22 protein-coding genes are annotated in these 22345 nt (G+C 70.8%); 14 read left to right on the top strand and 8 right to left on the bottom strand.

Annotated elements, in window-relative coordinates; translation table 11 throughout:
• Nucleotides 1-39: 39 nt before the first annotated feature.
• Nucleotides 40-981 (bottom strand): RNA polymerase sigma factor RpoH, encoded by a 942-nt coding sequence (gene rpoH / locus AC1RGU_RS19875; protein WP_056577975.1) that lies wholly within the window; start codon nt 979-981, stop codon nt 40-42.
• Between the two features lie 136 nt (nt 982-1117).
• Nucleotides 1118-2035, bottom strand: a complete 918-nt coding sequence (locus AC1RGU_RS19870; protein WP_492697535.1) for a LysR substrate-binding domain-containing protein — start codon at nt 2033-2035, stop codon at nt 1118-1120.
• A gap of 114 nt (nt 2036-2149) precedes the next feature.
• Between AC1RGU_RS19870 and AC1RGU_RS19865 the strand changes: the two genes are divergently transcribed.
• The gene (locus AC1RGU_RS19865; protein ID WP_492697533.1) at nt 2150-2971 is read left to right on the top strand and encodes an aminotransferase class IV family protein; all 822 of its coding nucleotides are present in this window, start codon (nt 2150-2152) and stop codon (nt 2969-2971) included.
• Nucleotides 2972-3021: 50 nt separating this feature from the next.
• Here the strand turns inward: AC1RGU_RS19865 and AC1RGU_RS19860 are convergent, their stop codons facing one another.
• Nucleotides 3022-3486, bottom strand: a complete 465-nt coding sequence (locus AC1RGU_RS19860) for an Mpo1 family 2-hydroxy fatty acid dioxygenase (protein WP_095746687.1) — start codon at nt 3484-3486, stop codon at nt 3022-3024.
• Nucleotides 3487-3630: 144 nt separating this feature from the next.
• Between AC1RGU_RS19860 and AC1RGU_RS19855 the strand changes: the two genes are divergently transcribed.
• The 3 genes from AC1RGU_RS19855 to AC1RGU_RS19845 all read left to right on the top strand — a co-directional run bounded on the left by AC1RGU_RS19855 (nt 3631) and on the right by AC1RGU_RS19845 (nt 7380).
• Entirely contained in the window at nt 3631-4350 is a 720-nt protein-coding gene (locus AC1RGU_RS19855; protein ID WP_492697531.1) for a response regulator transcription factor, read from the top strand.
• Complete coding sequence (locus AC1RGU_RS19850; RefSeq protein WP_240531195.1) at nt 4347-6146, top strand: ATP-binding response regulator; 1800 nt, start codon at nt 4347-4349, stop codon at nt 6144-6146. The genes AC1RGU_RS19855 and AC1RGU_RS19850 overlap by 4 nt, the downstream gene beginning before the upstream one ends.
• Nucleotides 6147-6339: 193 nt before the next feature.
• Nucleotides 6340-7380 carry a hypothetical protein gene (locus tag AC1RGU_RS19845; protein ID WP_492697528.1) on the top strand — a complete coding sequence of 347 codons (1041 nt, stop codon included), beginning with the start codon at nt 6340-6342 and terminating at the stop codon, nt 7378-7380.
• A gap of 128 nt (nt 7381-7508) precedes the next feature.
• On the opposite strand, the gene ftsY is transcribed toward AC1RGU_RS19845, so the two are convergent.
• On the bottom strand, nt 7509-8813 hold the full coding sequence (gene ftsY / locus AC1RGU_RS19840; protein WP_492697526.1) for a signal recognition particle-docking protein FtsY: 1305 nt from the start codon (nt 8811-8813) through the stop codon (nt 7509-7511).
• A 29-nt stretch (nt 8814-8842) separates the two neighbouring features.
• On the opposite strand from ftsY, the gene AC1RGU_RS19835 reads away from it, so the two are divergent.
• Nucleotides 8843-10288 carry a M16 family metallopeptidase gene (locus AC1RGU_RS19835; RefSeq protein WP_492697524.1) on the top strand — a complete coding sequence of 482 codons (1446 nt, stop codon included), beginning with the start codon at nt 8843-8845 and terminating at the stop codon, nt 10286-10288.
• Nucleotides 10289-10306: 18 nt separating this feature from the next.
• Nucleotides 10307-11671 carry a M16 family metallopeptidase gene (locus AC1RGU_RS19830; protein WP_492697522.1) on the top strand — a complete coding sequence of 455 codons (1365 nt, stop codon included), beginning with the start codon at nt 10307-10309 and terminating at the stop codon, nt 11669-11671.
• Nucleotides 11672-11686: 15 nt separating this feature from the next.
• On the opposite strand, the gene AC1RGU_RS19825 is transcribed toward AC1RGU_RS19830, so the two are convergent.
• The gene (locus AC1RGU_RS19825; RefSeq protein ID WP_492697520.1) at nt 11687-12598 is read right to left on the bottom strand and encodes a LysR family transcriptional regulator ArgP; all 912 of its coding nucleotides are present in this window, start codon (nt 12596-12598) and stop codon (nt 11687-11689) included.
• 79 nt (nt 12599-12677) lie between these two features.
• Here AC1RGU_RS19825 and AC1RGU_RS19820 point away from each other — a divergent pair, with 79 nt between their 5' ends.
• Genes AC1RGU_RS19820 through pcp form a run of 7 tightly spaced genes read left to right on the top strand, consistent with a single transcriptional unit; the run spans nt 12678 to nt 17715 of the window.
• Nucleotides 12678-13313, top strand: a complete 636-nt coding sequence (locus AC1RGU_RS19820) for a LysE/ArgO family amino acid transporter (protein ID WP_492697518.1) — start codon at nt 12678-12680, stop codon at nt 13311-13313.
• A gap of 36 nt (nt 13314-13349) precedes the next feature.
• Nucleotides 13350-14012: an RsmD family RNA methyltransferase gene (locus AC1RGU_RS19815; RefSeq protein ID WP_492697516.1), complete on the top strand. Its 663-nt coding sequence runs from the start codon at nt 13350-13352 to the stop codon at nt 14010-14012.
• 43 nt (nt 14013-14055) lie between these two features.
• Nucleotides 14056-14559, top strand: coding sequence for a pantetheine-phosphate adenylyltransferase (gene coaD, locus AC1RGU_RS19810; RefSeq protein WP_062481439.1), 504 nt, complete (start codon nt 14056-14058; stop codon nt 14557-14559).
• 40 nt (nt 14560-14599) lie between these two features.
• Nucleotides 14600-15247 carry a 5-oxoprolinase subunit PxpB gene (pxpB, locus tag AC1RGU_RS19805; protein WP_492697740.1) on the top strand — a complete coding sequence of 216 codons (648 nt, stop codon included), beginning with the start codon at nt 14600-14602 and terminating at the stop codon, nt 15245-15247.
• Complete coding sequence (locus tag AC1RGU_RS19800; protein ID WP_070061981.1) at nt 15244-16242, top strand: 5-oxoprolinase subunit C family protein; 999 nt, start codon at nt 15244-15246, stop codon at nt 16240-16242. Before pxpB ends, AC1RGU_RS19800 begins: the two co-directional genes overlap by 4 nt.
• A 55-nt stretch (nt 16243-16297) precedes the next feature.
• Nucleotides 16298-17038: a 5-oxoprolinase subunit PxpA gene (gene pxpA, locus AC1RGU_RS19795; RefSeq protein WP_070061982.1), complete on the top strand. Its 741-nt coding sequence runs from the start codon at nt 16298-16300 to the stop codon at nt 17036-17038.
• 5 nt (nt 17039-17043) lie between these two features.
• Entirely contained in the window at nt 17044-17715 is a 672-nt protein-coding gene (pcp, locus tag AC1RGU_RS19790; protein ID WP_070061983.1) for a pyroglutamyl-peptidase I, read from the top strand.
• 9 nt (nt 17716-17724) lie between these two features.
• Here pcp and AC1RGU_RS19785 read toward each other — a convergent pair whose 3' ends face one another.
• The gene (locus AC1RGU_RS19785) at nt 17725-18435 is read right to left on the bottom strand and encodes an alpha/beta fold hydrolase (protein WP_175497067.1); all 711 of its coding nucleotides are present in this window, start codon (nt 18433-18435) and stop codon (nt 17725-17727) included.
• A 116-nt stretch (nt 18436-18551) separates the two neighbouring features.
• On the opposite strand from AC1RGU_RS19785, the gene AC1RGU_RS19780 reads away from it, so the two are divergent.
• On the top strand, nt 18552-19247 hold the full coding sequence (locus AC1RGU_RS19780) for a histidine phosphatase family protein (protein WP_070061984.1): 696 nt from the start codon (nt 18552-18554) through the stop codon (nt 19245-19247).
• Nucleotides 19248-19259: 12 nt separating this feature from the next.
• Here the strand turns inward: AC1RGU_RS19780 and AC1RGU_RS19775 are convergent, their stop codons facing one another.
• Nucleotides 19260-20852: an N-acyl-D-amino-acid deacylase family protein gene (locus AC1RGU_RS19775; RefSeq protein ID WP_492697513.1), complete on the bottom strand. Its 1593-nt coding sequence runs from the start codon at nt 20850-20852 to the stop codon at nt 19260-19262.
• 117 nt (nt 20853-20969) lie between these two features.
• Nucleotides 20970-22331 carry a tetratricopeptide repeat protein gene (locus AC1RGU_RS19770; RefSeq protein WP_492697511.1) on the bottom strand — a complete coding sequence of 454 codons (1362 nt, stop codon included), beginning with the start codon at nt 22329-22331 and terminating at the stop codon, nt 20970-20972.
• Between the last annotated feature and the right edge of the window lie 14 nt (nt 22332-22345).

Raw genomic sequence — 22345 nt, 5'->3', positions numbered from 1 at the left:
ACTGCCGGGCTTTTTCTTGGAGGAGGGCGGTCGTGACGCTTACGCGTACTCGGCCAGCGCCTTCTTCATCTTCTTCATCGCCGCCACTTCGATCTGGCGGATGCGCTCGGCGCTCACGCCGTACACCGCGGCCAGGTCGTGCAGCGTCATGCCGCCCGAGCCGTCGTCGTTCACCTTGAGCCAGCGCTCTTCGACGATGCGGCGGCTGCGGTCGTCCAGTGCCTCCAGGGCGGTGGCGATGCCGTCGCTCGACAGGCGGTCGCGCTGCTGCGATTCGAGCAAAGCGGTCGGTTCCTGCGTGGCGTCGGCCAGGTAGGCGATGGGGCCGAAGCCTTCGTCGCCGTCATCGGACGGACCCGGATCGAGCAGCACGTCGCCGCCCGACAGGCGGGTTTCCATCTCGAGCACTTCCTCGGGCTTCACGTTCAGGCGCGTGGCCATCTGCGAGACCTCGTCGGGGCTCAGCGTCTCGCGGTGCGTGCCGTTGTCGGCCGCGGCCGAGTCGGCCTTGAAACCCTGCTTCATCGAGCGCAGATTGAAGAACAGCTTGCGCTGCGCCTTGGTCGTCGCGACCTTGACCATGCGCCAGTTCTTCAGGATGTACTCGTGGATCTCGGCCTTGATCCAGTGCATGGCGTAGCTCACCAGCCGCACGCCCTGGTCGGGGTCGAAACGCTTCACGGCCTTCATGAGACCGACGTTGCCTTCCTGGATCAGGTCGCCGTGCGGCAGCCCGTAGCCCAGGTACTGGCGGGAAATGGACACGACCAGGCGCAGGTGCGACAGGATCAGCGCACCGGCGGCTTCGAGGTCGTTCTGGTCGCGCAACTTGCGTGCGAAGCCCTGCTCTTCTTCGAGCGTGAGCAGCGGCAGGCGGTTGGCGGCCGAAATGTAGGCATCCAGGTTGCCCAGCGGGGGGACCATCGACCATGGGTTGGCGACGGCCAGCTGGTTGGCAGAGACTCCAGACAGCGTTGTCATCAGGGGAAACTCCTTTGTGTTGGCCATATTAGCACTCGGTTAGAGGGAGTGCTAAGCCAAGGGTTCCCTTGGGTTTCTATCGTTGCGATAGCTTTTGTCGCGATTTGTTGGATATTTGTATGCCGTTTGGCGTTTTTCAAGTCCTGGACGCCTGCCCCAGCAGCCAGTCCTGGAACGCCAGGATGCGCGGGTCCCGGGCGCTGCCTTCCGGGTAGACCAGGTGGTAGGCGTAGCCGGCCGCCATGGGCACGCCGATGTCGAACAGCCGCACCAGCCGGCCCTGGGCGAGGTCGGTGCCGATCATGTCCAGGTCGGCCAGGCCGACCATGCCGCTCTCGGTGACGGCGCGCACCACGTCGCTCGAGTCGGCGAAGCCGATGCAGCGGCTGTCGTCGAAGCCCTCGATGCCCGCCGCGGCCATCCACATCGGCCAGTTCGGCCAGACCATGCCGTCGGTCTTCCAGTCGACGTAGCACAGCGTGTGCTGGGACAGGTCGCGCGGCGTTGCCAGCGGGGGGCCGCTGGCGAGCAGCCTGGGGCTGCAGACCGGCACGATGACGGTGTCGAACAGCCGCTGCGCGCGCGTGCCCGGGTACTTTCCGGTGCCGAAGCGGATCGCCACGTCGATGTCGTCGGCGTCGAAATCCCGCAGCGCGTCGGAAATATCGAAACCCAGTTCCAGCCCCGGGTTCGCAGCGCGGAACTGCGGCAGCCGGGGCAGCAGCCAGTTGGTCGCGAAACGGGCGCTGGTCGACAGCCGCAGCGTCGCCGCCCCGCGCGCCATGCGCCGGGCGCGGCCGGCGGCGCGGCGCAGGGTGTCGAGCGCGTCGGCGGTGGCCTCGAACCACACGGCGCCGGCCGGCGTGAGGCGGATGCTGCGGCTGGTGCGCGTGAACAGCACCACGCCCAACTGGTCCTCGATCTCCTTGATCTGGTGGCTCACGGCCGCCGGTGTCAGCCCGACTTCCTCGGCGGCCCGGGTGAAGTTCAGGTGCCGCCCGGCGGCCTCGAAGGTGCGCAGGGCACGGGTGCCGGGGAGCAGTCTGGGGTGCATCGATCTTCAAATGGTTCTTGATGATTTTCCAAAAACTATTCGTTTCTCTTGGGGAAGTCAACGCGGGATAGTTCAGGAACTTGATGATCCATCCCATCCAGGAGCCACGAAACCATGTCCGCCAGCGTCCCTTCTTCTTCTTCTTCCTTTGTCGTGCAACGCAGCGGCCTGCCGGTGCTCGCCGCGGACCTGGCGTCGCTCGCCTTCGCCGGCCACGCCCATTTCACGGCCATGCAGGTGCGTGGCGGCCGGGTGCGGGGCCTCGACCTTCATCTGGCGCGGCTGCGCTTCGCCTCGCAGACCCTGTTCGGCCAGGCGTTGCCCGACGACACGGTGCGCGCCCACCTGCGGGCGGCGCTCGCGGCCGGCCCGGCGGACCTGTCGCTGACGGCCACCGTCTACTCCCCGGCCGGCGAGTTCACCGCGGCTGACGCGGTGCCCGAGGTGCTGGTCCGCACCGGCCCGCCTTCCAACGGCCCCGCCGGCCCGCTGACCCTGGCCGCGATCGAACACGAGCGCTTCCTGCCGGCCGTGAAGCATGTCGGTGAAGGCGCCAAGACCCAGCTGCTGCGCCAGGCCGTCGCGCAGGGCTTCGACGACGCGGCCTTTCTCGACCGGCACGGCCGGCTCGGCGAAGCATCGATCTGGAACCTGGCCTTCTGGGACGGCGAGGCGGTGGTGTGGCCCGAGGCCGAGATCCTCGTGGGCACCACCATGGGCATCGTGCGCCGGCAGCTCGAACGCCTCGGTGTCCCGCAGCGCAGCCAGGTGCTGCGGATGGCCGACCTGCCCGCGCTGGCCGGCGCCGTGGTCATGAACTCGTGGACGCCGGGCGTGGCGGTGCACCGCATCGGCGACGTGGTGTTGCCGCCAGCGCCGGCTTTCGTGGAACTGCTGCACCGGGCCTATGAGGCCGAGCCGCTCGTGTCGCCTTGAAGGAACCCCGCGCGCGGACGCTGCGCACCGGCGTGGCCGGGCCTGCGGGGCTACCAGCGGATGCCGAGCTTGACGAACAACTTCGACAGCACGAACAGCGGACCGACCCAGAGGTACTGGATGTCCTCGAAGAACGACGGCTTCTTGCCTTCCATCTTGTGGCCGACGAACTGGAAGATCCACGCCACCACGAAGATCGCCGCCGACACCGGCGCCACCGCAGTGCCCATCGCATGCACCGCCACCAGCGCCAGCACCGTGAGCGCCAGCATCGTGACGAGAAAGGCCGGCGAGCGCAGCAGGGCGTAGTACACGAGGCTGGCCGCCACGAAGGCGTAGGCCACCCACGGATGGATCGCGAACAGCAGCCCGACGATGCTCAGCATGATCGCGGGAATGGCCACGAAGTGGATCAGCTCGTTGGTCGGATGGCGGTGGCTCTCCTCGTAGTGGGCGAGCAGGCGGTCGACCTTGCGCTCGCTGGTGGCGAGCGGGGCGGCAGCAGTGTGGGTCATGGCAGGTCTCCGGGGCGCCGTGCGTTGCGGCAAGACGTCCATGGTGCCCACGGCGCCGCGCCGTGGCAAGTGGCGCCAGCCCGGGTCAGGGCGCCATGACTTAGGGCACTGTCGCGCGGGGCTTGCGCCGCTAAGATCAAATCCGTGGCCTCTTTCGACTCCCCCTCCGCACCCCTGCCGCCCACCACCGACATCGGTGTGCCTGCCGGCGTGTCCGGCGCGATCCTGGTGGTGGACGACCACGACCTGCTGCGCCTGGGCGTGAGCGCGCTGGTGCAGGCCCAGGCCGCCACCTCGGGCGCGCGCATCTCGGTGTTCGAGGCAGGCAACATCGCCGACGCGCTCGCGCTCTACGCGGCGAACGACGCGGCCATCGGCCTCGTGCTGCTCGACCTCGCGCTGCCCGACACGCACGGGCTCAGCGGCCTGGCCGAGTTCCGGCTGCGCTTTCCGGCGGCGCGCGTCGTCGTGCTCTCGGGCACTGCCAACAGCACGCTGGCGCAGGGCGCGCTCGCGCTCGGTGCCAGTGCCTTCCTGCCCAAGTCCGCCGACCTGAAGGAGATGGTGGGCTTCATCCGCGCCTGCGGCCTGTTCGAGGCCGACGGCACGCCGCAGCAGCCGCTGCCGCCCGCGTCGTTGCCCAAGTCGCTGTCGGGGTACGCGGAGTTCGCGCACGCCAGCGCCTGGCAGGAGCTCACGCCGCGCCAGATGCAGGTGCTGCAGTGGGTGCTCGAAGGCAAGGCGAACAAGGAGATCGCGCAACTGGCCAACCTGAGCGAGGGCACGGTGAAGAACCATGTCTCGACCATCCTGCTGCTGTTCGGCATGCGCTCGCGCGCCCAGCTGATCAGCATGCTGCGTTGAGCGGCGCCACGCTGGCGGGCCGCGGCGATGCCGCCGCCGGCCAGCTGCTGGGCCAGCGCGTGCTGCGCGAGCACGTCGGCTCGGTCTACGACACCTACGGCATCTCCACGCTGACCCACCTGGGCTTCGTGATCGTGTTCGGCTGCATCATCTACTCGCAGCTCAGCGATGCGCGCCTGCTGTTCTGGATGGCGGCGCTGGTGGCGGTCGACATCTACGTGTTCTTCACGCCGCGCTGGACGCCCGACAAGCCGGCCTCCGAGAGCCCGTACTGGGCGCGCAAGATCTCGCGCATGGTCACGCTGGTGAGCATGATCACGGCGGTGGTGCCCTGGTTCATCGTGCCCCACGAGAACCTGCCCATGACCTCGCTGCTGATGGCCGTGATCGTCGGCAGCTGCGCGCGCGCCGCGCAGTCGCTGTGGCCGCTCAAGCCCGCGCTGTTCGGCTACACGCTGCCCATGTCGCTGGGCATGATCATCGCGCTGGCCTGGCAGGGCGACGGCCTGCACCTGTTCCTGGCCGCGGCCGGCTCGGCTTACCTCATGCTCACGCTGCACGCCGGCGTGCGCCAGCACCGGCTGCTGACCGACTCGCTCATGCTGCGTTTCGAGAACGAGGCGCTGGCCGCGCGCCTGGGCGAGCAGATCGCCGCCACCGAGCGCGCCAGCGAAGAAAAGACCCGCTTCCTCGGCGCCGCCAGCCACGACCTGCGCCAGCCGCTGCACGCCATCGCGCTGTTCGGCGCCGCGCTCGAGAACGAACTGCGCGGCCGTCCCGAGAGCCGCAACGCCGAGCGCCTGATGCGCGCCGTGAACGCGCTGGGCGCGTCGCTCGACACCATGCTCGACGTGTCCCGGCTCGACGCCGGCGTCATCACGCCGTCGCCGCAGCCGGTGGAGCTCGATGCGCTGTTCCTGCCGCTCAACCACACCTTCTCGGCGCAGGCGGAGCAGAAAGAGCTGCAGCTGCGCGTGCGCGCCAGCGGCCTGTGGGTGCGCAGCGATCCGCAGCTGCTGCACCGCATGCTGTCCAACCTGATGGACAACGCCCTCAAGTACACCGTGCAGGGCGGCGTGACTGTCACGGCGCGCGACCGCGGCGACACGGTGTGGATCGAGGTGCGCGACACCGGCATCGGCATCGCGCCCGAGCAGTCGCACCGCATCTTCGAAGAGTTCTATCAGATCGATAACCCGGGCCGCGACCGCGCGCGCGGGCTGGGCATCGGCCTGTCGATCGTGCGCCGCCTGTCGCGCCTGCTGGGCCATCCGGTGCAGATGCATTCGCGCCCGGGCCGGGGCACGCACTTCCGCGTCGTGCTGCCGACCGTGCCGCCGCAGGTCAGTGCGCTCGTGGGACCGTTTCCGGCCGGCAGTGTCGAACTGGCTGCACGTCGGCGCGCGGCCACGCTGCCCGGTCGCGTGCTGTTGATGGACGACGAACTTGAAATTCGCGAAGCCATGACCGGCCTGCTGCGCTCCCACGCGATCGACGCACACGCCGTCGCCGACGAAGCCGCCGCGGCCGAGGCACTGCACCAGGCCCGCGCCGAGGGCCGGCCCTTCGGCCTGCTGATGTGCGACTACCGCCTGGCCGACGGCGTCGACGGCCTCGACGTGGGCCTGCGCCTGAGTCGGCACCTGGGCACCGAGCTGCCGCTGCTGCTCATCACCGGCGAGACCTCGCCCGACCGCCTGCAGCGCGTGCGCGAGTCGGGCGTGCCCGTGCTGTTCAAGCCCGTGGCGCCCGATGCGCTGCTGCAGGCCATGGCAGGGCTCGCAGCGGCGTCGTAGCGTCCCGCACACAGCTTGCGGTCGAAAGTGAATACGTTGTAGTTCATTGCGTGCCGATCGATTCGGATGGGCACACATGCAATGACTTTTGGCACTGCCGGGCCTCGGCCTCTCGTCGTAATTTCGGGTTTCCACGGCGTCGACGGACAGCGGTCCGCATCGCCACCGAACAAGAATCGACCAGGGAGTGCCCATGAATTTCAAACCTGCTGCAGTGGCCGCCGCGACGGCCGTGTTGTTGGCCCTGACGGCGTGCGGAGGTGGAGGCAGCGGCGGCGGTGGTGGTGGCTTCGTGTTGCCGCCGCCGGCCCCGCCGCCCGCACCGGCACCAGCCCCGGCGCCTGCACCCACACCAGCGCCGGCCCCCGCACCCGCGCCGAATCCGGGCGCGACCACTTTCCTGTACGAGGGCCTGCCGGCTGCGACCGCCACGTCGGCCTTCTTCGACAGCCTCGCTGCACAGGGCGCGCGCGGGTTCCGTTTCCTGAGCGGTTTCTCTTTCATGGCCAGCCCGACCACTGTCGATCAGGTTGATGGGTTCGTGAAGACCGTCGATGCGACCTACAGCTACGAGAAGAAGCCGCAGGCCACGTCCAACGCGGACCTGCTGAACCAGCTGAATGAAGCCGGTGCGCGGGGCTTCCAATGGGCGGGCGAGTGGAGCGTCGGTGGCGAGACCTTCTACTTCTACCGCAAGAGCAGCGCCGACACTGCCACCTACAGCTACCGTGTCGAGCTGGCGCCTAAGAGCAAGGCGGACTACCTGACGCAGGCGAACACCCAAGGCGCGAGCGGCTTTTTCAACCGGACGACCGCATTCATAACCGGAGATCCGGCGGGCACGGTCGCCGTCTATGAGAAGAGCTCGGTTGGCAACGCCACCTTCGCCTACGAGATGGGTGACATCAGCGGTGATCACGCTGGGTACCTTGCGCAATTCAACGAGCGCGGAAGCCGTGGCTTCCGTTTCCGGGGCGAACTCCTCTTTGCGGGGGGCAACGGTGTGCTCTACGCCAAGGACCTGTCGCAGTCGGCGACCTTCAACTTCTATTCGCTCGCACCGAGCACCAACACCACGGCCCTCATCCAGCAGGCGAACGCCGAAGGGGCCAAGAAGGCGGCGCTGCTCGGTCACCTGGCGCTGGGCACCAGCGAGCAGAAGGCCTACTACTTCACACCGACCGATTGCAACGTCAGCCCGTTGTGCGGCCCGACGTCACCGTTCGGTTTCTGATTTCCGAAGAGGCACACACGCAGGGGGAAATACAAAGGGAGAAAAAAGAAAGACAGGGAGCTGACGGTCCCCGGCGCGAGTCGGGGACCGTTTTTTTTGACCGAAGCGAAAAGCGGCGAAAGCGCCGGTCAGCCCAGGAGTGCCTGCGCGAATTCGCGGGCGTTGAAGGTCTCGAGGTCCTCGAGCTTTTCGCCCACGCCGATGAAGTACACCGGAATCGGCCGCTCGCGCGCGATGGCGCACAGCACGCCGCCCTTGGCGGTGCCGTCGAGCTTGGTGACGATGAGGCCCGTGAGGCCCAGCGTCTCGTCGAAGGCCCTGACCTGCGCGAGTGCGTTCTGGCCGGTGTTGCCGTCGATCACCAGCAGCACCTCGTGCGGCGCGGTGGCGTCGGCCTTGGTGACGACGCGCTTGATCTTCTTGAGCTCGTCCATCAGGTGCAGCTGCGTCGGCAGGCGCCCGGCCGTGTCGACCAGCACCACGTCCTTGCCGCGCGCCTTGCCGGCGTTCACCGCGTCGAAGCTCACGGCCGAGGGGTCGCCGCCTTCGTTGCTCACGATTTCGACGGTGTTGCGGTCGGCCCAGACCAGCAACTGCTCGCGCGCTGCCGCGCGGAAGGTGTCGGCCGCGGCCAGCAGCACCGAGGCGCCCTCGGTGGCCAGGTGCTTGGTGAGCTTGCCGATGGAGGTGGTCTTGCCCGCGCCGTTGACGCCGGCCACCATGATCACGGTGGGCGTGTACTCGCCGATGACCAGTGGCTTCTCCAGCGGCTTGAGCAGGTCGGTGACGGCATCGGCCAGCAGGCGCTTGACCTGCGAGGCGTCGGTGGCCATCTGGCGCTTGACGCGCACCTTCAGGTCGTCGAGCAGGAACTCGGTGGCCTTGACGCCGGTGTCGGCCATGAGCAGCGCCGATTCGAGTTCTTCATACAGCGCGTCGTCGATCTGCGCGTTGACGAACACCGCCTGGATGCCGGTGCCGGTCTTGCGCAGGCCGGTCTTGAGCTTGTCGAACCAGCTCTTGCGCTCGGTGGCGATGGGGGCCGGTTCGGCGACGACGGCGACAGGCGCGGGAGGCGGTGCGGGCACGGGCGCCGGAGGGGGCGGCGGTGGCGCAATGACAGGAGCGGGTGCAGGAACGGGGGCGGGCGCTGGCGCAGGGATCGGCGCTGGCGCTACGACCGGAACTGGTGCGGGCGCCGGTGCCACCACGGGCGCGGCCGGTGCCGGCTCGGGGGCCGGCGCAGGGGCGGGTGCAGGTGAGGGAACAGGCGCTTCCGCCGCCGGCTTCGACCCGAACCAGCTCGACGGCGAGAACACCGAGCGTGCCGGTGCGGGTTCCGCGGCCGGGGTGGGCGCGGGTTCGGCGGTCGGCGGCGGGGCCGGTGTCACCGGGGCATCGGCAGGTGGTTTTTTCTTGAAGAAACTGAACATCGGGAGCTTTTTACAATCCGACCCATTCTATGAAACACCTCTCGCCACGCCGCGCTGCGTCTGGTGCGGTGCTGGCCCTGGCGCTTTCGGCGCTGTGGACCGTGCCCGCGCAGGCCCAGTCCACCCCCGCCCCCGCCGCATCGGCCGCCGCCGCGGCGGCCCCGGGCCCCCAGCAATTCACCCTCGCCAACGGCATGACCGTGATCGTGCAGACCGACCGGCGCTCGCCGACCGCGGTGCAGATGGTCTGGGTGCGGGTCGGCTCCATGGACGAGGTCGACGGCACCTCGGGCGTGGCGCACGTGCTGGAGCACATGCTGTTCAAGGGCACGAAGAGCGTGCCGGCCGGCGAGTTCTCGCGCCGCGTGGCGGCGCTGGGCGGCCAGGAAAACGCCTTCACCATGCGCGACGCCACGGGCTACTACCAGCAGATCCCGGTCGGCAGCCTCGAGCAGGTGATGAAGCTCGAATCGGACCGCTTCGCCAACAACCAGTGGCCCGACGACGAGTTCAAGCGCGAGATCGAGGTAGTCAAGGAAGAGCGCCGCCTGCGCACCGACGACCAGCCGCGCGCCCTGCTCGGCGAGCAACAGAGCGCGGCCGTCTTCACCGCGTCGCCGTACCGCCGCCCGGTGGTGGGCTGGATGAGCGACCTCGAATCGATGACGCCCGCCGACGCGCGCGCCTTCTTCCAGCGCTGGTACGTGCCGGCCAACGCCGTGCTCGTGGTGGCCGGCGACGTCGACGTGGCGCGCGTGCGCGCGCTGGCCGAGAAGTACTACGGCAGCATCCCCGCGCGCGCCGTGCCGGAGCGCAAGCCGCGCACCGAGCCAGTGCAGCGCGGCATCCGCCGCCTCGAATTCAAGGCCCCGGCCGAGCAGGCGTACGTGTCGCTCGCCTTCCGCGTGCCGCAGCTCACGAACATCGATGACGCCAACAGCGACGCCTGGGCGCTGGTGGTGCTCTCGGCCGTGCTCGACGGCTACGCCGGCGCGCGGCTCGACCGCGCCCTCACGCAGGGCCCCGGCCGCGTGGCCGATTCGGCCGGCGCGTACGCGGGCTTCATCGGCCGCGGTCCGCAGCTGTTCATGCTCGACGGCGTGCCGGCCGCCGGCAAGACCGCCGAGACGGTCGAGGCTGCGCTGCGCGCCCAGGTGGCGCGCGTCGCGAAAGACGGTGTCGGCGAGGCCGAGCTGGCCCGCGTCAAGACGCAGTGGGTGGCGAGCGAGACCTACAAGCGCGACTCGGTGATGGCGCAGGCGCGCGAACTCGGCAGCAACTGGATCCAGGGCCTGCCGCTGGACGCCAGCGAGCGCATCGTCGCCCGGCTGCAGGCCGTGACGGCGGCGCAGGTGCAGGCCGTGGCCGCCAAGTACTTCGGCGATGACCAGCTCACGGTCGCCACGCTGCGGCCCCTGCCGCCCGAACCCAAGCGCGGCCGCGGCTTCGCAGCCCCCGTGGGCGAGATGCGCTGAAAGGCACCGGATTCCCTCATGAAGAAACTCCACAAGATTGCAAGCACCGCCCTCCTGGCGGGCATCACCGCGCTGTTCGGCATGGGCAGCGCGCAGGCCGCGCTGCCCATCCAGCACTGGACGCTGGCCAACGGCGCCAAGGTGTACCTGGTGTCGACCAACGCATTGCCGATCGTCGACGTGCAGATCGACTTCGACGCCGGCAGCCGGCGCGACCCGGCCGCGCAGGCCGGGCTGGCCAGCACCAGCGCCGCGATGGTCGAGAAGGGCGTGCGCGCCGGGCGCAACGGCGAGCCCGCGCTCGACCAGAATGCGCTGGGCGAGGCCTGGGCCGACCTGGGCGCCAGCTTCGACGTGAGCGCCGGCACCGACCGCACCAGCTACACGCTGCGCACGCTGTCCGACCCGGCGCTGCTGAGCAAGGCCGTGGCCCTGGCCGCGCGCGAGATCGGCGAGCCCGCGTTCCCCGACGACATCTGGCCGCGCGAGCGCGAGCGCATCAACGCCGCCATCAAGGAAGCCAACACCAAGCCCGCCACCGTCGTCGGCCGCGCCTTCGCGCAGGCCGTGTACGGCACGCACCCCTACGGCCAGGAAGTGACCGAAGCCACGCTGGCGCGCATCGACACCGCCGCCATGCGCCAGCGCTACGAGCAGCTGATCCTGCCGTGCCGCGCCAAGCTCAGCATCGTGGGCGCGGTCACGCGCGCCGAGGCCGAGGCGCTCGCGACCACGCTGCTGTCGCGCCTGCCCAGCCCCGCCGCCTGCGCACCGCTGCCGGCCGTCGCGCCGGTGGTGGCGCTCACGGCGCCGAAGGACGAGCGCATTGCGTTCGACTCGGCGCAGGCCCACGTCTTCATCGGCCAGCCCGGCTACCCGCGCCAGGACCCGGACCACTTTGCGCTCACGCTCGGCAACTACGTGCTCGGCGGCGGCGGCTTTGTCTCGCGGCTGACCGAAGAGGTGCGCGAGAAGCGCGGCCTGGCCTACAGCGTGTACAGCGGCTTTGCGCCGGGGCTCGACGCGGGCGCCTTCCGCATCGGCTTCCAGACCCGGCCCGACCAGGCCGAGGCGGCGACGAAGGTCTCGCGCGACGTGCTCGCGAAGTTCGTGGCCGAAGGCCCGACCGAGAAGGAACTGAAGGCCGCCAAGGACAACCTGATCGGCGGCTTTCCGCTGCTCCTGGACAGCAACCGCAAGCTGATCGGCAACGTTGCCAATATCGCCTGGTACGGCCTGCCGCTGGACTACCTCGACACCTGGACCGCGCGCATGAACGCGGTCACGGCCGCCGACATCCAGGCCGCGTTCGCCCGCAAGCTGCAGCCGCAGCGCATGGTGACGGTGGTGGTGGGCGGCAAGCAGGCCGCCGCGGCGCAGTAAGAAGAAAAGAAAAGCTCAGGCCAGCGCGTGCGGCCCGCTGCGCGCGGCCTCGCGCACCGCGGCACCGAGCTGCGCCAGCAGGCGCGGCGCCGCGCGGGCGTGCTGCCAGTACAGCGGCACCGGCAGCGTCGCGCCGGGCACCAGTTCCACCAGCGTGCCGTCGCGCAGCGCATCGGCCACCATGCTGGTCGGGTGCATGCCCCAGCCGATGCCGCGGCAGGCCGCCTCGACGAAGGCGGCGGGCGAGGGCACCCAGTGGCGCGGCGTCTCCACGTTGCGGTGGCAGATGCGGCGCACCCAGCGCGCCTGCAGCCGGTCCTTGCGGTCGAACACCAGGTTCGGCGCCGCGGCCAGCGTGCGCGCGCCCACGCCCTTGGCGAAATGGCGTTCCACGAAACCGGGGCTCGCGGCGGCCACGTAGTGCACCGTGCCCAGCGCCTCGCTGTTGCAGCCGGTGACCGGCTGGGCCAGCGCGGTCACGGCCGCCAGCACGGCGCCGCTGCGCAGCCGCTCGGCCGTGTGGTCCTGGTCGTCGGCCGTGAGGTCGAGCAGCGCGTCGGGCGCCTGCGCGGCGAAGGCCGCGGCACCCGCCATGAACCAGGTCGCGAGGCTGTCGGCGTTGACCGCCACCCGCACCGTGACCCGCTCGTGCGCCTCGCCGCTGCCCATGCCCAGCGCGGGCAGGGCCTCGCGCAGCTCGTGCTCCAGCATGCCCACGCGCTCGACGTGCCGGCACAGCTGCAGGCCGGCCTCGGTCGCCACGCAGGGCTGGCCGCGCACCAGCAGCGCGCCGCCGGTGCGCTCCTCGAGCAGCTTCACGCGCTGCGACACCGCCGAGGGCGTGACATGCAGCGCGCGGGCGGCGCGCTCGAAACTGCCTTCGCGCACCACGGCGGAGAGGGCGTGCAGGGCGGCGTAGTCGAGCATGGTGGTGAATGAAGTAAAACTGAATCGGCGTTAGAAAGTTTAGTTTGATTGAATCACCTGCGGAGGGCAAGCTCGGACCATGACCGCCGTTCACGCCTCCACCGCTTTCCTCAACGGGCTCTTCATGAGCCTGGTGCTCATCGTCGCCATCGGCGCCCAGAACGCCTACGTGCTGCGCCAGGGCCTGCGCCGCGAGCACGTGAGCGCGGTGGTGCTGTTCTGCGCCGTCTGCGACGCGGTGCTGGTCGCCGCCGGCGTGGCCGGCATGGCGCAGGCGCTGAAGGGGCGGCCGATGCTGGCGACACTGCTCGCGGGCTTCGGTGCGGCCTTTCTCTGCGGCTACGGCCTGCGCGCACTGTGGCGCTCGCGGCAGCCGGGCGCGCTGCAGACGGTGTCGCAGGGCGCCTCGCGCTCGCGCGCCGCGGCGGTCGCGCAGGCCGCCGGCTTCACGCTGCTGAACCCGCACGTCTACCTGGACACCGTGCTGCTCGTGGGCACGGCCGGGGCGCAGTACCCGGGCCTGCTCAAGGCCTGGTTCGTGGTCGGGTCGACGCTGGCCAGCGTGCTGTGGTTCACCGCGCTGGGCTTCGGCGCGCGGCTGCTGGCGCCGGTGTTCGCACGCCCGCGCGCCTGGCAGATGCTCGATGCGCTCATCGGCGGCACGATGCTCGTGCTGGCCGCGCTGCTGGCCCGTCGCGCGTTCATGGGCTACTGAGTGAAGGGGGGCCAGCTGCGGCGTTAAGCTCGCCGCATGCCCCAGAAGCCCCCGAAGAAGAACGCCGCCGCGCCCGTCGCGCGCGCCCCTGCCGCCAAGCGCCCGTCGCGGCCCAGCGAGGTCCGCATCATCGGCGGCGAGTGGAAGCGCACCCGCCTGGCCGTGGCCGACAAGCCCGGCCTGCGCCCCACGCCCGACCGCGTGCGCGAAACGCTGTTCAACTGGCTTGCGAGCCTGGCCGGCGTGGGCGGTGGTGCCTTGCCGGGCTGGCACTGCATCGATGCCTTCGCGGGCACCGGCGCGCTCGGCCTCGAAGCCGCCTCGCGCGGTGCGGCCCACGTGCTGCTGTGCGAGCAGGACGCCGCGCTGGTCGCCCAGCTGCAGGCCGCCAAGGCCAAGCTCTCGGCCGAGGCCGTGCGCGTGGAGCGCGGCAACGGCGTCACCGCGCTCGAACGCGCGGTGGCGAGCAGCCTGCAGGCGGTGTTTCTCGATCCGCCCTTCGACAACCTCGCGCTGTACGAGCCGGCCCTGCGCGCCGCCGCGCGCGCGCTGCATGCCGACGGCGCGATCTACCTGGAGGCGCCGCGCCGCTGGGCCGCCGAGGAGCTCGCCGCGCTGGGCCTGGCCGAATTCCGCTACCTGAAGGCCGGCGCCGTGCATGCCCATCTGCTGCGCCGCGCTGTGTCCGTGCCTGCATAATCCGCCGGACAAGCCGCACCGGCAGCATGAGGAAGAAGCAACCATGGCCAGCAACGTGATCGCGGTTTATCCCGGCACTTTCGACCCCATCACCCTCGGTCACGAGGACGTGGTGCGGCGTGCAACCCAACTCTTCTCCAAGGTGATCGTCGCCGTCGCGGCGGGCCACCACAAGAAGGCGCTGTTCACGCTCTCCGAGCGCATGGACATGGCCCGCGAGGCCGTGAAGCCCTACAGCGACCAGGTCACGGTCGAGAGCTTCTCGGGCCTGCTGCGCGACTTCGTCGTCGCGCGCGGCGGCAAGGCCATGGTGCGCGGCCTGCGCGCCGTGACCGACTTCGACTACGAGTTCCAGCTCGCCGGCATGAACCGCTCGCTGATGCCCGACGTCGAGACCGTGTTCCTGACCCCGAGCGACAAGTACCAGTTCATCTCCAGCACCTTCGTGCGCGAGATCGCCATGCTCGGCGGCGAGGTCAACAAGTTCGTCTCGCCGAACGTCGAGCAGCAGCTGACCGCCAAGGTCCGCAGCCTCGGTAGGGAATGAGCCCGCTCCCAGGCTTCGCGCTGAGGTGAGCGCCACCCCCTTGCCCCGCCTGCATCCGCTGGGCGATGCGGCGCTGGTGTGCGACCTGCCCGCGCCCGCCACGCTGGCGCAGCAGCAGCGCATCTGGGCGCTGGCCGCCGAGGTGCTGGCCTGGCCCGGCGTCGGCGAAGCGCTGCCGGGCATGAACAACCTCACGCTGACCTTCGACCCGACCGCCGTGGCGTTCGAGGAACTCGCGGCGCGTGTGCTCGAGGCCTGGCCGGGGCTCGCGGCCCATGCCGCCGAGGGGCGGCGCATCGAGATTCCCGTGGCCTACGGCGGCGAGCACGGTCCCGACCTGGCCGACGTGGCGGCCCACACCGGGCTGTCGGCGGCCGAGGTGGTGCGACGCCACAGCGGCGGCGACTACGTGGTCTACCTGCTCGGCTTCCTGCCGGGCTTCGCCTTCATGGGCGGGCTGGCGCCCGAACTCGCGACACCGCGCCGCGCCGAACCGCGCACCGCCGTGCCCGCGCGCTCGGTGGGCATCGGCGGCGAGCAGACCGGCATCTATCCGCTGGTGTCGCCGGGCGGCTGGCAGCTCATCGGGCGCACGTCGCTCGAGCTGTTCGATCCCTCGGCCGAGTCGCCCACCTTGCTGCGTCCGGGCGACCGCGTGCGCTTCGTCGTCGAAAGCCTGCAGACATGATCCTCGTGCGCAAACCCGGCGTGCATGCCTCGGTGCAGGACCTCGGGCGGCCTGGCCTGCGCCAGCTCGGCATCTGCCCGGGCGGCGCGCTCGACATGCTCGCGCTCACGCTGGCGAACCGGCTGGCCGGCAACGCCGACGCGGCGGCGGGCATCGAATTCACCATGGGCGGCTGCGAGCTGCAGTTCGAAGTCGACACCCGCATCGCGCTCACCGGCGACGACTTCGGCGCCACGCTCGACGGCGTGCCGCTGTGGCCCTGCTGGAGCGTGCCGGTGCGTGCCGGCCAGACCTTGCGCCTTGCCGGCGCCAATGCGCCCGGCACGCCGAAGGCCGGCCTGCGCAGCTGGCTCGCGGTGGCCGGCGGCATCGACGTGGCACCCGTGCTCGGCTCGCGCAGCACCGACCTCAAGGCCGGCTTCGGCGGCCACGAGGGCCGCGCGCTGCGCAAGGGCGACCGGCTCGCGCTGGGCGCTTCGCGCCTCGGTGCAGACCAGAACGCGCGCCGTCCCTTCGGCCTGCGCGCGCCCGACTGGGGCACGGCCGAGCCCGACGGCACGCTCGCGCTGCGCGTGCTGCCCGGCCCCGAGTTCGACCTGTTCACGCCCGACGCGCAGGCGCTGCTGTGGAGCGAGCGCTGGCGCATCACGCCGCAGAGCAACCGCATGGGCAGCCGGCTCGCCGGCGCCGAGCTGCAGCGCAAGGCGGGCGGCGACATGCTGTCCTCGGGCGTGATTCCCGGCACGATCCAGGTGCCGCCTTCGGGTCAGCCGATCATCCTCATGGGCGACGCGCAGACCACCGGCGGCTACCCGCGCATCGGCGTGGTGATCCGCGCCGACCTCTGGAAGCTCGCGCAGGCGCCGCTGGGTGGCCGGCTGCGGCTGGTGCGCACCGACTTGTCGCACGCGCTCGCGGCCTGGGCTGCGCAGCAGCGCTACCTGGCGCAGGTGGCGCAGGGGCTCGCCGCTGCGGGCTGGCCCGGCGCGGCCTAGACTGTGGCCTGAAGCAGGTGGCTCCCGCACCTGCCCCCGAGACGGAGAACACCCCATGCAGATCGACCTGAACGCCGACCTCGGCGAAGGCGCCGGCAGCGACGAAGCGCTGCTCGGCCTCGTGAGTTCCGCCAACATCGCCTGCGGCTGGCACGCGGGCGACGCCAGGACGATGCAGCAGTGCGTGCGCTGGGCCATGGCCCACGGCGTGGCGATCGGCGCGCACCCGAGCTTTCCCGACCGCGAGAACTTCGGCCGCAGCACCATGCACCTGCCGCCCGAGGAGATCGTCGCGAACGTGCTCTACCAGGTCGGCGCGCTGGCCGCGATCGTCAAAGCCGAGGGCGGCCGGCTCGCGCACGTGAAGCCCCACGGCCAGCTCTACAACCAGGCGGTGAAGGAGCCCGAGCTGGCCGAGGCGCTGTGCGAGGCGGTGCGCCGCTTCGACCCCTCGCTCAAGTTCTTCGGCCTGGCCGGCAGCAACATGATCGATGCGGCCCGCCGCGCCGGCCTGCAGCCTGTGGAAGAGGTGTTCGCCGACCGCGGCTATATGCCCGACGGCAGCCTCGTGCCGCGCAGCCAGCCCGGCGCGCTCATCGAGAGCGAAGAACAGTCGTTGGCGCAAACCCTGTCGCTGGTGCGCGACCACCGCGTGGTCGCCATCGACGGCAGCACCGTGCCCGTCAACGCCCAGAGCGTGTGCCTGCACGGCGACGGCGCGCATGCGCTGGCCTTCGCGCGGCGCATCCGCGAGCGGCTGCAGCAGGAAGGCATCGACGTTCGCGCGATGGCTTGAACAGGATGCCGGCGAAACGCGCTTCTCCCACGGTCCTGCTGACGGGCTTCGAGCCCTTCGAGCAGGAGCTGCTCAACCCGTCGTGGGAAGCGGTGCGCACGCTCGACGGCTGGAAGTGCGGCCGCGCCACGGTGCATGCGCGCCTCGTGCCCTGCGTTTTCGGCGAGGCGCTCGCCGCACTCGACCGCGCGATGGACGAGCTCCAGCCGACGCTGGTGATCTGCATCGGCCAGGCCGGCGGCCGCGCCGAGTTCACGCCGGAGCGCATCGCGATCAACGTCGACGACGCGCGCGTGCCCGACAACCTCGGCCGCCAGCCGATCGATGTGCCCGTGGTGCCCGGCGCGCCTGCCGCCTACTTCTCGAGCCTGCCCGTGAAGGCCATCGTGCGCGAACTGCGCGCGGGCGGCGTGCCGGCCTCGGTGTCGAACAGCGCGGGCACCTTCGTGTGCAACCACCTCTTCTACGGGCTGATGCACCGCATCGCGACGCACGCGGCGGCGAAGGGCGTGCGCGGCGGCTTCATCCATATTCCCTACCTGCCGGCGCAGGCGGCGCGCTTTCCGGGTGCGCCGAGCATGGCGCTCGAGACGCTGGTCGATGCCTTGCGCATCACCGTGAAGACAGCACTCGCCGTGAAGCAGGACGTCGCGGAAACCGGCGGCCAGCTGCACTGACCGGGGCTCTCAAGCGCGGGGAAAGTGCTTGCCCAGCCAGTCGTTGAGCGCCGTGTTGACGAAGGCAGGCTTCTCCATCGTCAGCATGTGGCCGCACTGCGGCACCCACACCACCTCGGCGCGCGGCAGCAGCGCCGCCATCTCGCGGGTGCATTCGGGCGGCGCGAGGCGGTCGTCGTCGCCGCACATCAGCAGCACGGGCGCACGCAGCAGGGCCAGGTGCGTGCGCGCGTCGGGGCGGCGCATCACGGCGTGGTTCTGGCGGATGAGCTGGGCCGCGCCGGCGCCGAGCACGATGTCCAGGTAGCGCTGCACCAGCGCCGGGTTGGCGGCCTGCACGGGATGGAAGGCGAAGGCGACGTTGGGCTCGATGATCTCGCGCACCTCGCCGCGCTCGAACCATTCGATGGCGCCTTCGCGCAGCGCGAACATGTCGGGCGTCTCGGGCCGCGCGCTGGTGCCCAGCAGCATCAACCCGGCGATGCGCTCGGGCGCCTGGCGCGCCGCCTCCATCGCGACCATGCCGCCCATCGAGGCACCGCACAGCACCAGCGGGCCGTCGTGCTCGCGCAGCACGGCGCTGGCCATGCCTTCGATGGTGTCGTGGCGCGTCTGGACGTCGCTCACGCGGGCGCCGAAGGCGGCGGGAAGTGCGGGCAACTGGGCCTCCCAGAGGCGTTCGTCGCAGGCAAGGCCGGGCAGCAGGACAAGATGGGGCATGGGCCGATTTTGCGCGATCGGACGCGCCCGGCGCACGGCCCTCACGCGGTGGCGACCGTGCAACAGCGGGTTGGCACGAAGCCGGCATGTCATGCACTCGGGGGACAATGCATGCGATGTCCACCACCACCCCCGACTCCGCCCCCACCGACCTCATCCTGATCCGCCACGGCGAAACCGCCTGGAACCGCGAGCTGCGCTTCCAGGGCCATGCGGACGTCCCGCTCAACGACATCGGCCATGAGCAGGCGCGCCGCCTCGGCCTGCGGCTCGCGGGCGAGACGGCACAGCACCTCATCAGCAGCGACCTCATGCGCGCCCAGCAGACCGCGGCGCCCGCGGCGCAGCAGCTGGCGCTGCCGGTCGTCACCTCGGTGGCGCTGCGCGAGCAGCACTTCGGCGTGGTCGAGGGCATGCGGGCCGACGAGATCCAGAGCCAGCATCCGCGCGCCTGGGAAGAGTGGCTGGAGTTCCGCGAAGACCATGCCATGCCGCAGGGCGAGAGCGCGCGCGAGTTCCATGCACGCGTGATCGGCGCGCTCGGCGCCGTGGCCGCGGCGCATCGCGGCCAGCGCCTGATCGTCGTCACGCACGGCGGCGTGCTCGACATGGTGTGGCGCACCGCGCGCGGCCTGAGCCTCAGCGGCCCGCGCCAGAGCGAGATCCCGAACGCGGGCTTCAACCGCATCCGCATCGCCGACCCGGCCGCGCCGGACGCCATCGAGATCGTCGAGTGGGCCGACACGCGCCACCTCGCCGACCTGCCGCCGCAGCCGACCTACGACCAGCGGCGGCACCTGAAGAAGGACTGATGAGCCTTCGGCTCAGGCCGGGCAGCTGCCCGGCTTCGGCGTGCGCAGCAGCGGCACGCCGGCGCCCACGCCCGTGGGCTGGCCGCGGTCCACCGCGAGGCGGCCGTTCACCAGCACCGTGACCACGCCTTCGGACAACAGCGTCGGCTGCGTGTAGGTGGCCTTGGCCGCAAAGCGCTTCGGATCGAACACCACCACGTCGGCGTGGTAGCCGGGGCGCAGGTGGCCGCGCTGCACGAGGCCCAGCGTGTCGGCTGTGAACGAGGTGCTGCTGCGGATGAACTGCGCCAGCGAGATTGCGCGCTCCTTCACCACGTACTGGTCGTACTTGCGCGCGAAGGTGCCGTAGGCGCGCGGATGGCCCAGCGACGAGTCGGACGAGGTCATGACCCACGGCCGCTTCATGAAGGCGCGCACGTCGTCGTCGCTCATGTTGAACGAGGCGATCATCAGGTCGCCGTCGCGCAGCACGGCGATGGCGGCGTCGACCGGGTCGGCGTTCGAGGCCTTGGCCACGTCGGCCAGCGTCTTGCCCACGTACGTCGTGCTGCCGGCCGAGAACAGGATGGCCTCGGGCCCGCCGCGCAGGCGCAGGTTCTCGCGCATGTCCTTGCGCAGGCGCTCCTGCTGCGCCGCATCGTCGAAGCGTTGCAGCGTCGCGGCGCGGCCGCCTTCGTTGGCCCAGGGCGGCAGCAGCGCGGCCGAGAAGCGCGTGCTCGACGCGGTCCAGGGGTAGTGGTCGGCCGTGATGTCCAGGCCCGCGGCGCGCTCCTTCTCGATGCGCTGGATGATGTCGCCGCTCTGGCCCTGCACCGCCACGCCCAGCGCCTTGATGTGCGCCACGTGCACCGGCAGCTTCGCCTCGTGGCCGATGCGGATCACCTCGTCGATCGAGCCCTTGAGGCCGACGTTGTACATCGACTCGTCGCGGATGTGGCTGTCGTACAGGCCGCCGTGCGCGGCCGCCACCTTCGCGAGTTCGATGACCTCCTCGGTCTTCGAGAAATTCTGCGGCGGGTAGAACAGGCCCGTCGACAGCCCGAGCGCGCCGTCGCACATCGCGCGGCTCAGGTGCTGCTTCATCGTGTCCATCTGCGCGGGCGTGGGGGCGCGGTTGGCCTCGCCGAGCTGGCTGATGCGCAGCGGCCCGAAGCCCGCGTACATCGCGACGTTGGTGCCGACCGGCACGGCGCGCAGCTTCTGCGTTTGCGCTGCGATGTCGTAGCCGCCGAAGCCGTCGTTGCCGATCACGGCCGTGGTCACGCCCTGCGTGAGGAAGGGAATGTTCAGGCGCTTGCGTGCGTCGCTCGAGAGCAGGTCGGCGTCGGCGTGCGTGTGGGCGTCGATGAAGCCGGGCGCCACCACGAGGCCGGTGGCGTCGATGGTGCGCCGTGCGCTGAACTGCGCTGGCATGGCGCGGCCCGCGAACACGATGCGGTCGCCCGCGATGCCGACGTCGCCGACCACGGGCGTGTCGCTGTCGCCCGTGTAGATGGTGCCGCCGCGCAGCAGCAGGTCGAGCGCGACGGGGGCTTCAGCGGCGGTGGCGTGGAAGGGCGAGGCGAGGGCCGCGAGAACGGCCAGCGTGACGAGGGAGCGCTGCATGGGCGAACGGGAGGAGAGCGGGAGGAGCGGCCAGTTTAGGAGTCGCTCCCGCGCAGCCGTTAATTCCTTTTGCGGCACGCCCCATGACCGGAAGGCATGGGTGATGCCGCGCGCCGCTCAGCGCGCCGCGATCTGCCCGAGCCCCAGTCGCGCGTAGACCGCGTCGGTCTGCCGCCGCAGCCGCAGCGATTCGGGCTGGCCGTTGAGCTGCTGCTGCAGCAGGCCTTGCGCGCCCGCGAGCGCGGACTCGGTGCCGGTGCGCACCAGCGCGTCGAGGTACAGCTGCTCGAACAGGTCGCGCTGCGCATGGCTGCCGCCGATCTCGATCATGCGCGGCAGCGCGACGCCCAGGCCCTCGACCGCACCCGCCACGTCGCCGCGCGCATGGGCCACGAGGCCGCGTGCGGCCGGCACGCACACGCGCTGCCACGCGGCGCGCGTGGACGTCGGCGCCACGGGCGCGAAGGCCTCGATGTTGTGCAGCAGCACCTGCGCCTCGGGCCGGCCGGCGCGCGCCAGGCCGTAGAGGTACTGCAGGTCGAGAAAGGGCAGCACATGGTCGGCCTGGCGCTGCCGCAGGTGGTCGGCCACGTCGTCCCAGCGCGCGCCGACGTCGATGCCCGCCAGCTCGAGCCGCGCGAGGAGCGACACGGCGCCGATCTGGTCCTGCGAATAGTCCTTCACCACGCCCCAGGCGTGCTCGTCGTACACCGCGAGCGCCTCGGCGTCGCGGCCCAGGTCGATGAGGAACAGCGCCACGTGCCACCAGTTGTGCGTGACCATGAAGGAGTTGAGCCCGGTCCAGGTGTCGCTCACGCTTTGCATGAACGCCAGCCCCTCGGCCAGCCGGCCTTCGGTGAGCATCACATGCGCCAGCGCATGGTGGGCCCAGGGCTCCTTGCGGCACAGGCCGATGGCGCGGCGCGCGCTGGCCTCGGCCTCGCGCAGCAGGTGGCACTGCTCGTAGCCGAAGGCCGCCATGCCGTGCACGTAGGGCACCTCGGCCGCGGCCGGCAGCGCCGCGAGCGCGAGCCGCAGCATGCCGGGGCAGTCGCCGGTGTTGAAGCAGTGGTACTGGCCCAGCTTGACCGACACCAGGTCGCGCGGATGCTCGCGGGCCTGCTCGGCATGCAGCGCGATGGCGCGTGCGATGTCGCCGTCGGCCCAGGCCTGGACGGCGGCGATGTAGCGCTGCTCGCGCGGCGTGGCGCGCGCCGCACCGGCGCGCGCCTTGTCGAGGAAGGGCTGCGCATTCGCTGCGGCCTCGCGCGATTCGGCGAACAGGTGCAGCGTCGCGCAATAGGCTTGCACGATCGGGCTGGCATCGCGTTCGGCCAGCGCCAGCAGGTTCACGGCGCGCGCCTCGGTCGAGAGAAAGCCCATGACGAAGTCGTCGACCAAAGCGAGGCTGGCGGCGTCGTCGAGCGTGAGCGGATTGCCGAGGCTGTCGGCGGCGTGCGGGGTTCCGTGGGAGGGCATGGCGGCATGGTGCC

Source organism: Variovorax sp. GW823-FHT02B07 (genome assembly GCF_058797695.1).
This window is presented reverse-complemented; position numbering and strand designations above follow the sequence as displayed.

Bases quoted from the DNA above. Each gene is read 5' to 3' on its own strand.
- AC1RGU_RS19830 (WP_492697522.1), top strand. From the start codon at position 10,307: ATGAAGAAACTCCACAAGATTGCAAGCACCGCCCTCCTGGCGGGCATC.
- AC1RGU_RS19800 (WP_070061981.1), top strand. From the start codon at position 15,244: ATGATCCTCGTGCGCAAACCCGGCGTGCATGCCTCGGTGCAGGACCTC.
- AC1RGU_RS19865 (WP_492697533.1), top strand. From the start codon at position 2,150: ATGTCCGCCAGCGTCCCTTCTTCTTCTTCTTCCTTTGTCGTGCAACGC.
- AC1RGU_RS19785 (WP_175497067.1), bottom strand. From the start codon at position 18,435: ATGCCCCATCTTGTCCTGCTGCCCGGCCTTGCCTGCGACGAACGCCTC.
- AC1RGU_RS19780 (WP_070061984.1), top strand. From the start codon at position 18,552: ATGTCCACCACCACCCCCGACTCCGCCCCCACCGACCTCATCCTGATC.
- ftsY (WP_492697526.1), bottom strand. From the start codon at position 8,813: ATGTTCAGTTTCTTCAAGAAAAAACCACCTGCCGATGCCCCGGTGACA.
- AC1RGU_RS19870 (WP_492697535.1), bottom strand. From the start codon at position 2,035: ATGCACCCCAGACTGCTCCCCGGCACCCGTGCCCTGCGCACCTTCGAG.
- pxpA (WP_070061982.1), top strand. From the start codon at position 16,298: ATGCAGATCGACCTGAACGCCGACCTCGGCGAAGGCGCCGGCAGCGAC.
- AC1RGU_RS19820 (WP_492697518.1), top strand. From the start codon at position 12,678: ATGACCGCCGTTCACGCCTCCACCGCTTTCCTCAACGGGCTCTTCATG.
- AC1RGU_RS19770 (WP_492697511.1), bottom strand. From the start codon at position 22,331: ATGCCCTCCCACGGAACCCCGCACGCCGCCGACAGCCTCGGCAATCCG.
- AC1RGU_RS19845 (WP_492697528.1), top strand. From the start codon at position 6,340: ATGAATTTCAAACCTGCTGCAGTGGCCGCCGCGACGGCCGTGTTGTTG.
- AC1RGU_RS19835 (WP_492697524.1), top strand. From the start codon at position 8,843: ATGAAACACCTCTCGCCACGCCGCGCTGCGTCTGGTGCGGTGCTGGCC.
- rpoH (WP_056577975.1), bottom strand. From the start codon at position 981: ATGACAACGCTGTCTGGAGTCTCTGCCAACCAGCTGGCCGTCGCCAAC.
- pcp (WP_070061983.1), top strand. From the start codon at position 17,044: ATGCCGGCGAAACGCGCTTCTCCCACGGTCCTGCTGACGGGCTTCGAG.
- AC1RGU_RS19815 (WP_492697516.1), top strand. From the start codon at position 13,350: ATGCCCCAGAAGCCCCCGAAGAAGAACGCCGCCGCGCCCGTCGCGCGC.
- AC1RGU_RS19860 (WP_095746687.1), bottom strand. From the start codon at position 3,486: ATGACCCACACTGCTGCCGCCCCGCTCGCCACCAGCGAGCGCAAGGTC.
- AC1RGU_RS19825 (WP_492697520.1), bottom strand. From the start codon at position 12,598: ATGCTCGACTACGCCGCCCTGCACGCCCTCTCCGCCGTGGTGCGCGAA.
- AC1RGU_RS19775 (WP_492697513.1), bottom strand. From the start codon at position 20,852: ATGCAGCGCTCCCTCGTCACGCTGGCCGTTCTCGCGGCCCTCGCCTCG.
- coaD (WP_062481439.1), top strand. From the start codon at position 14,056: ATGGCCAGCAACGTGATCGCGGTTTATCCCGGCACTTTCGACCCCATC.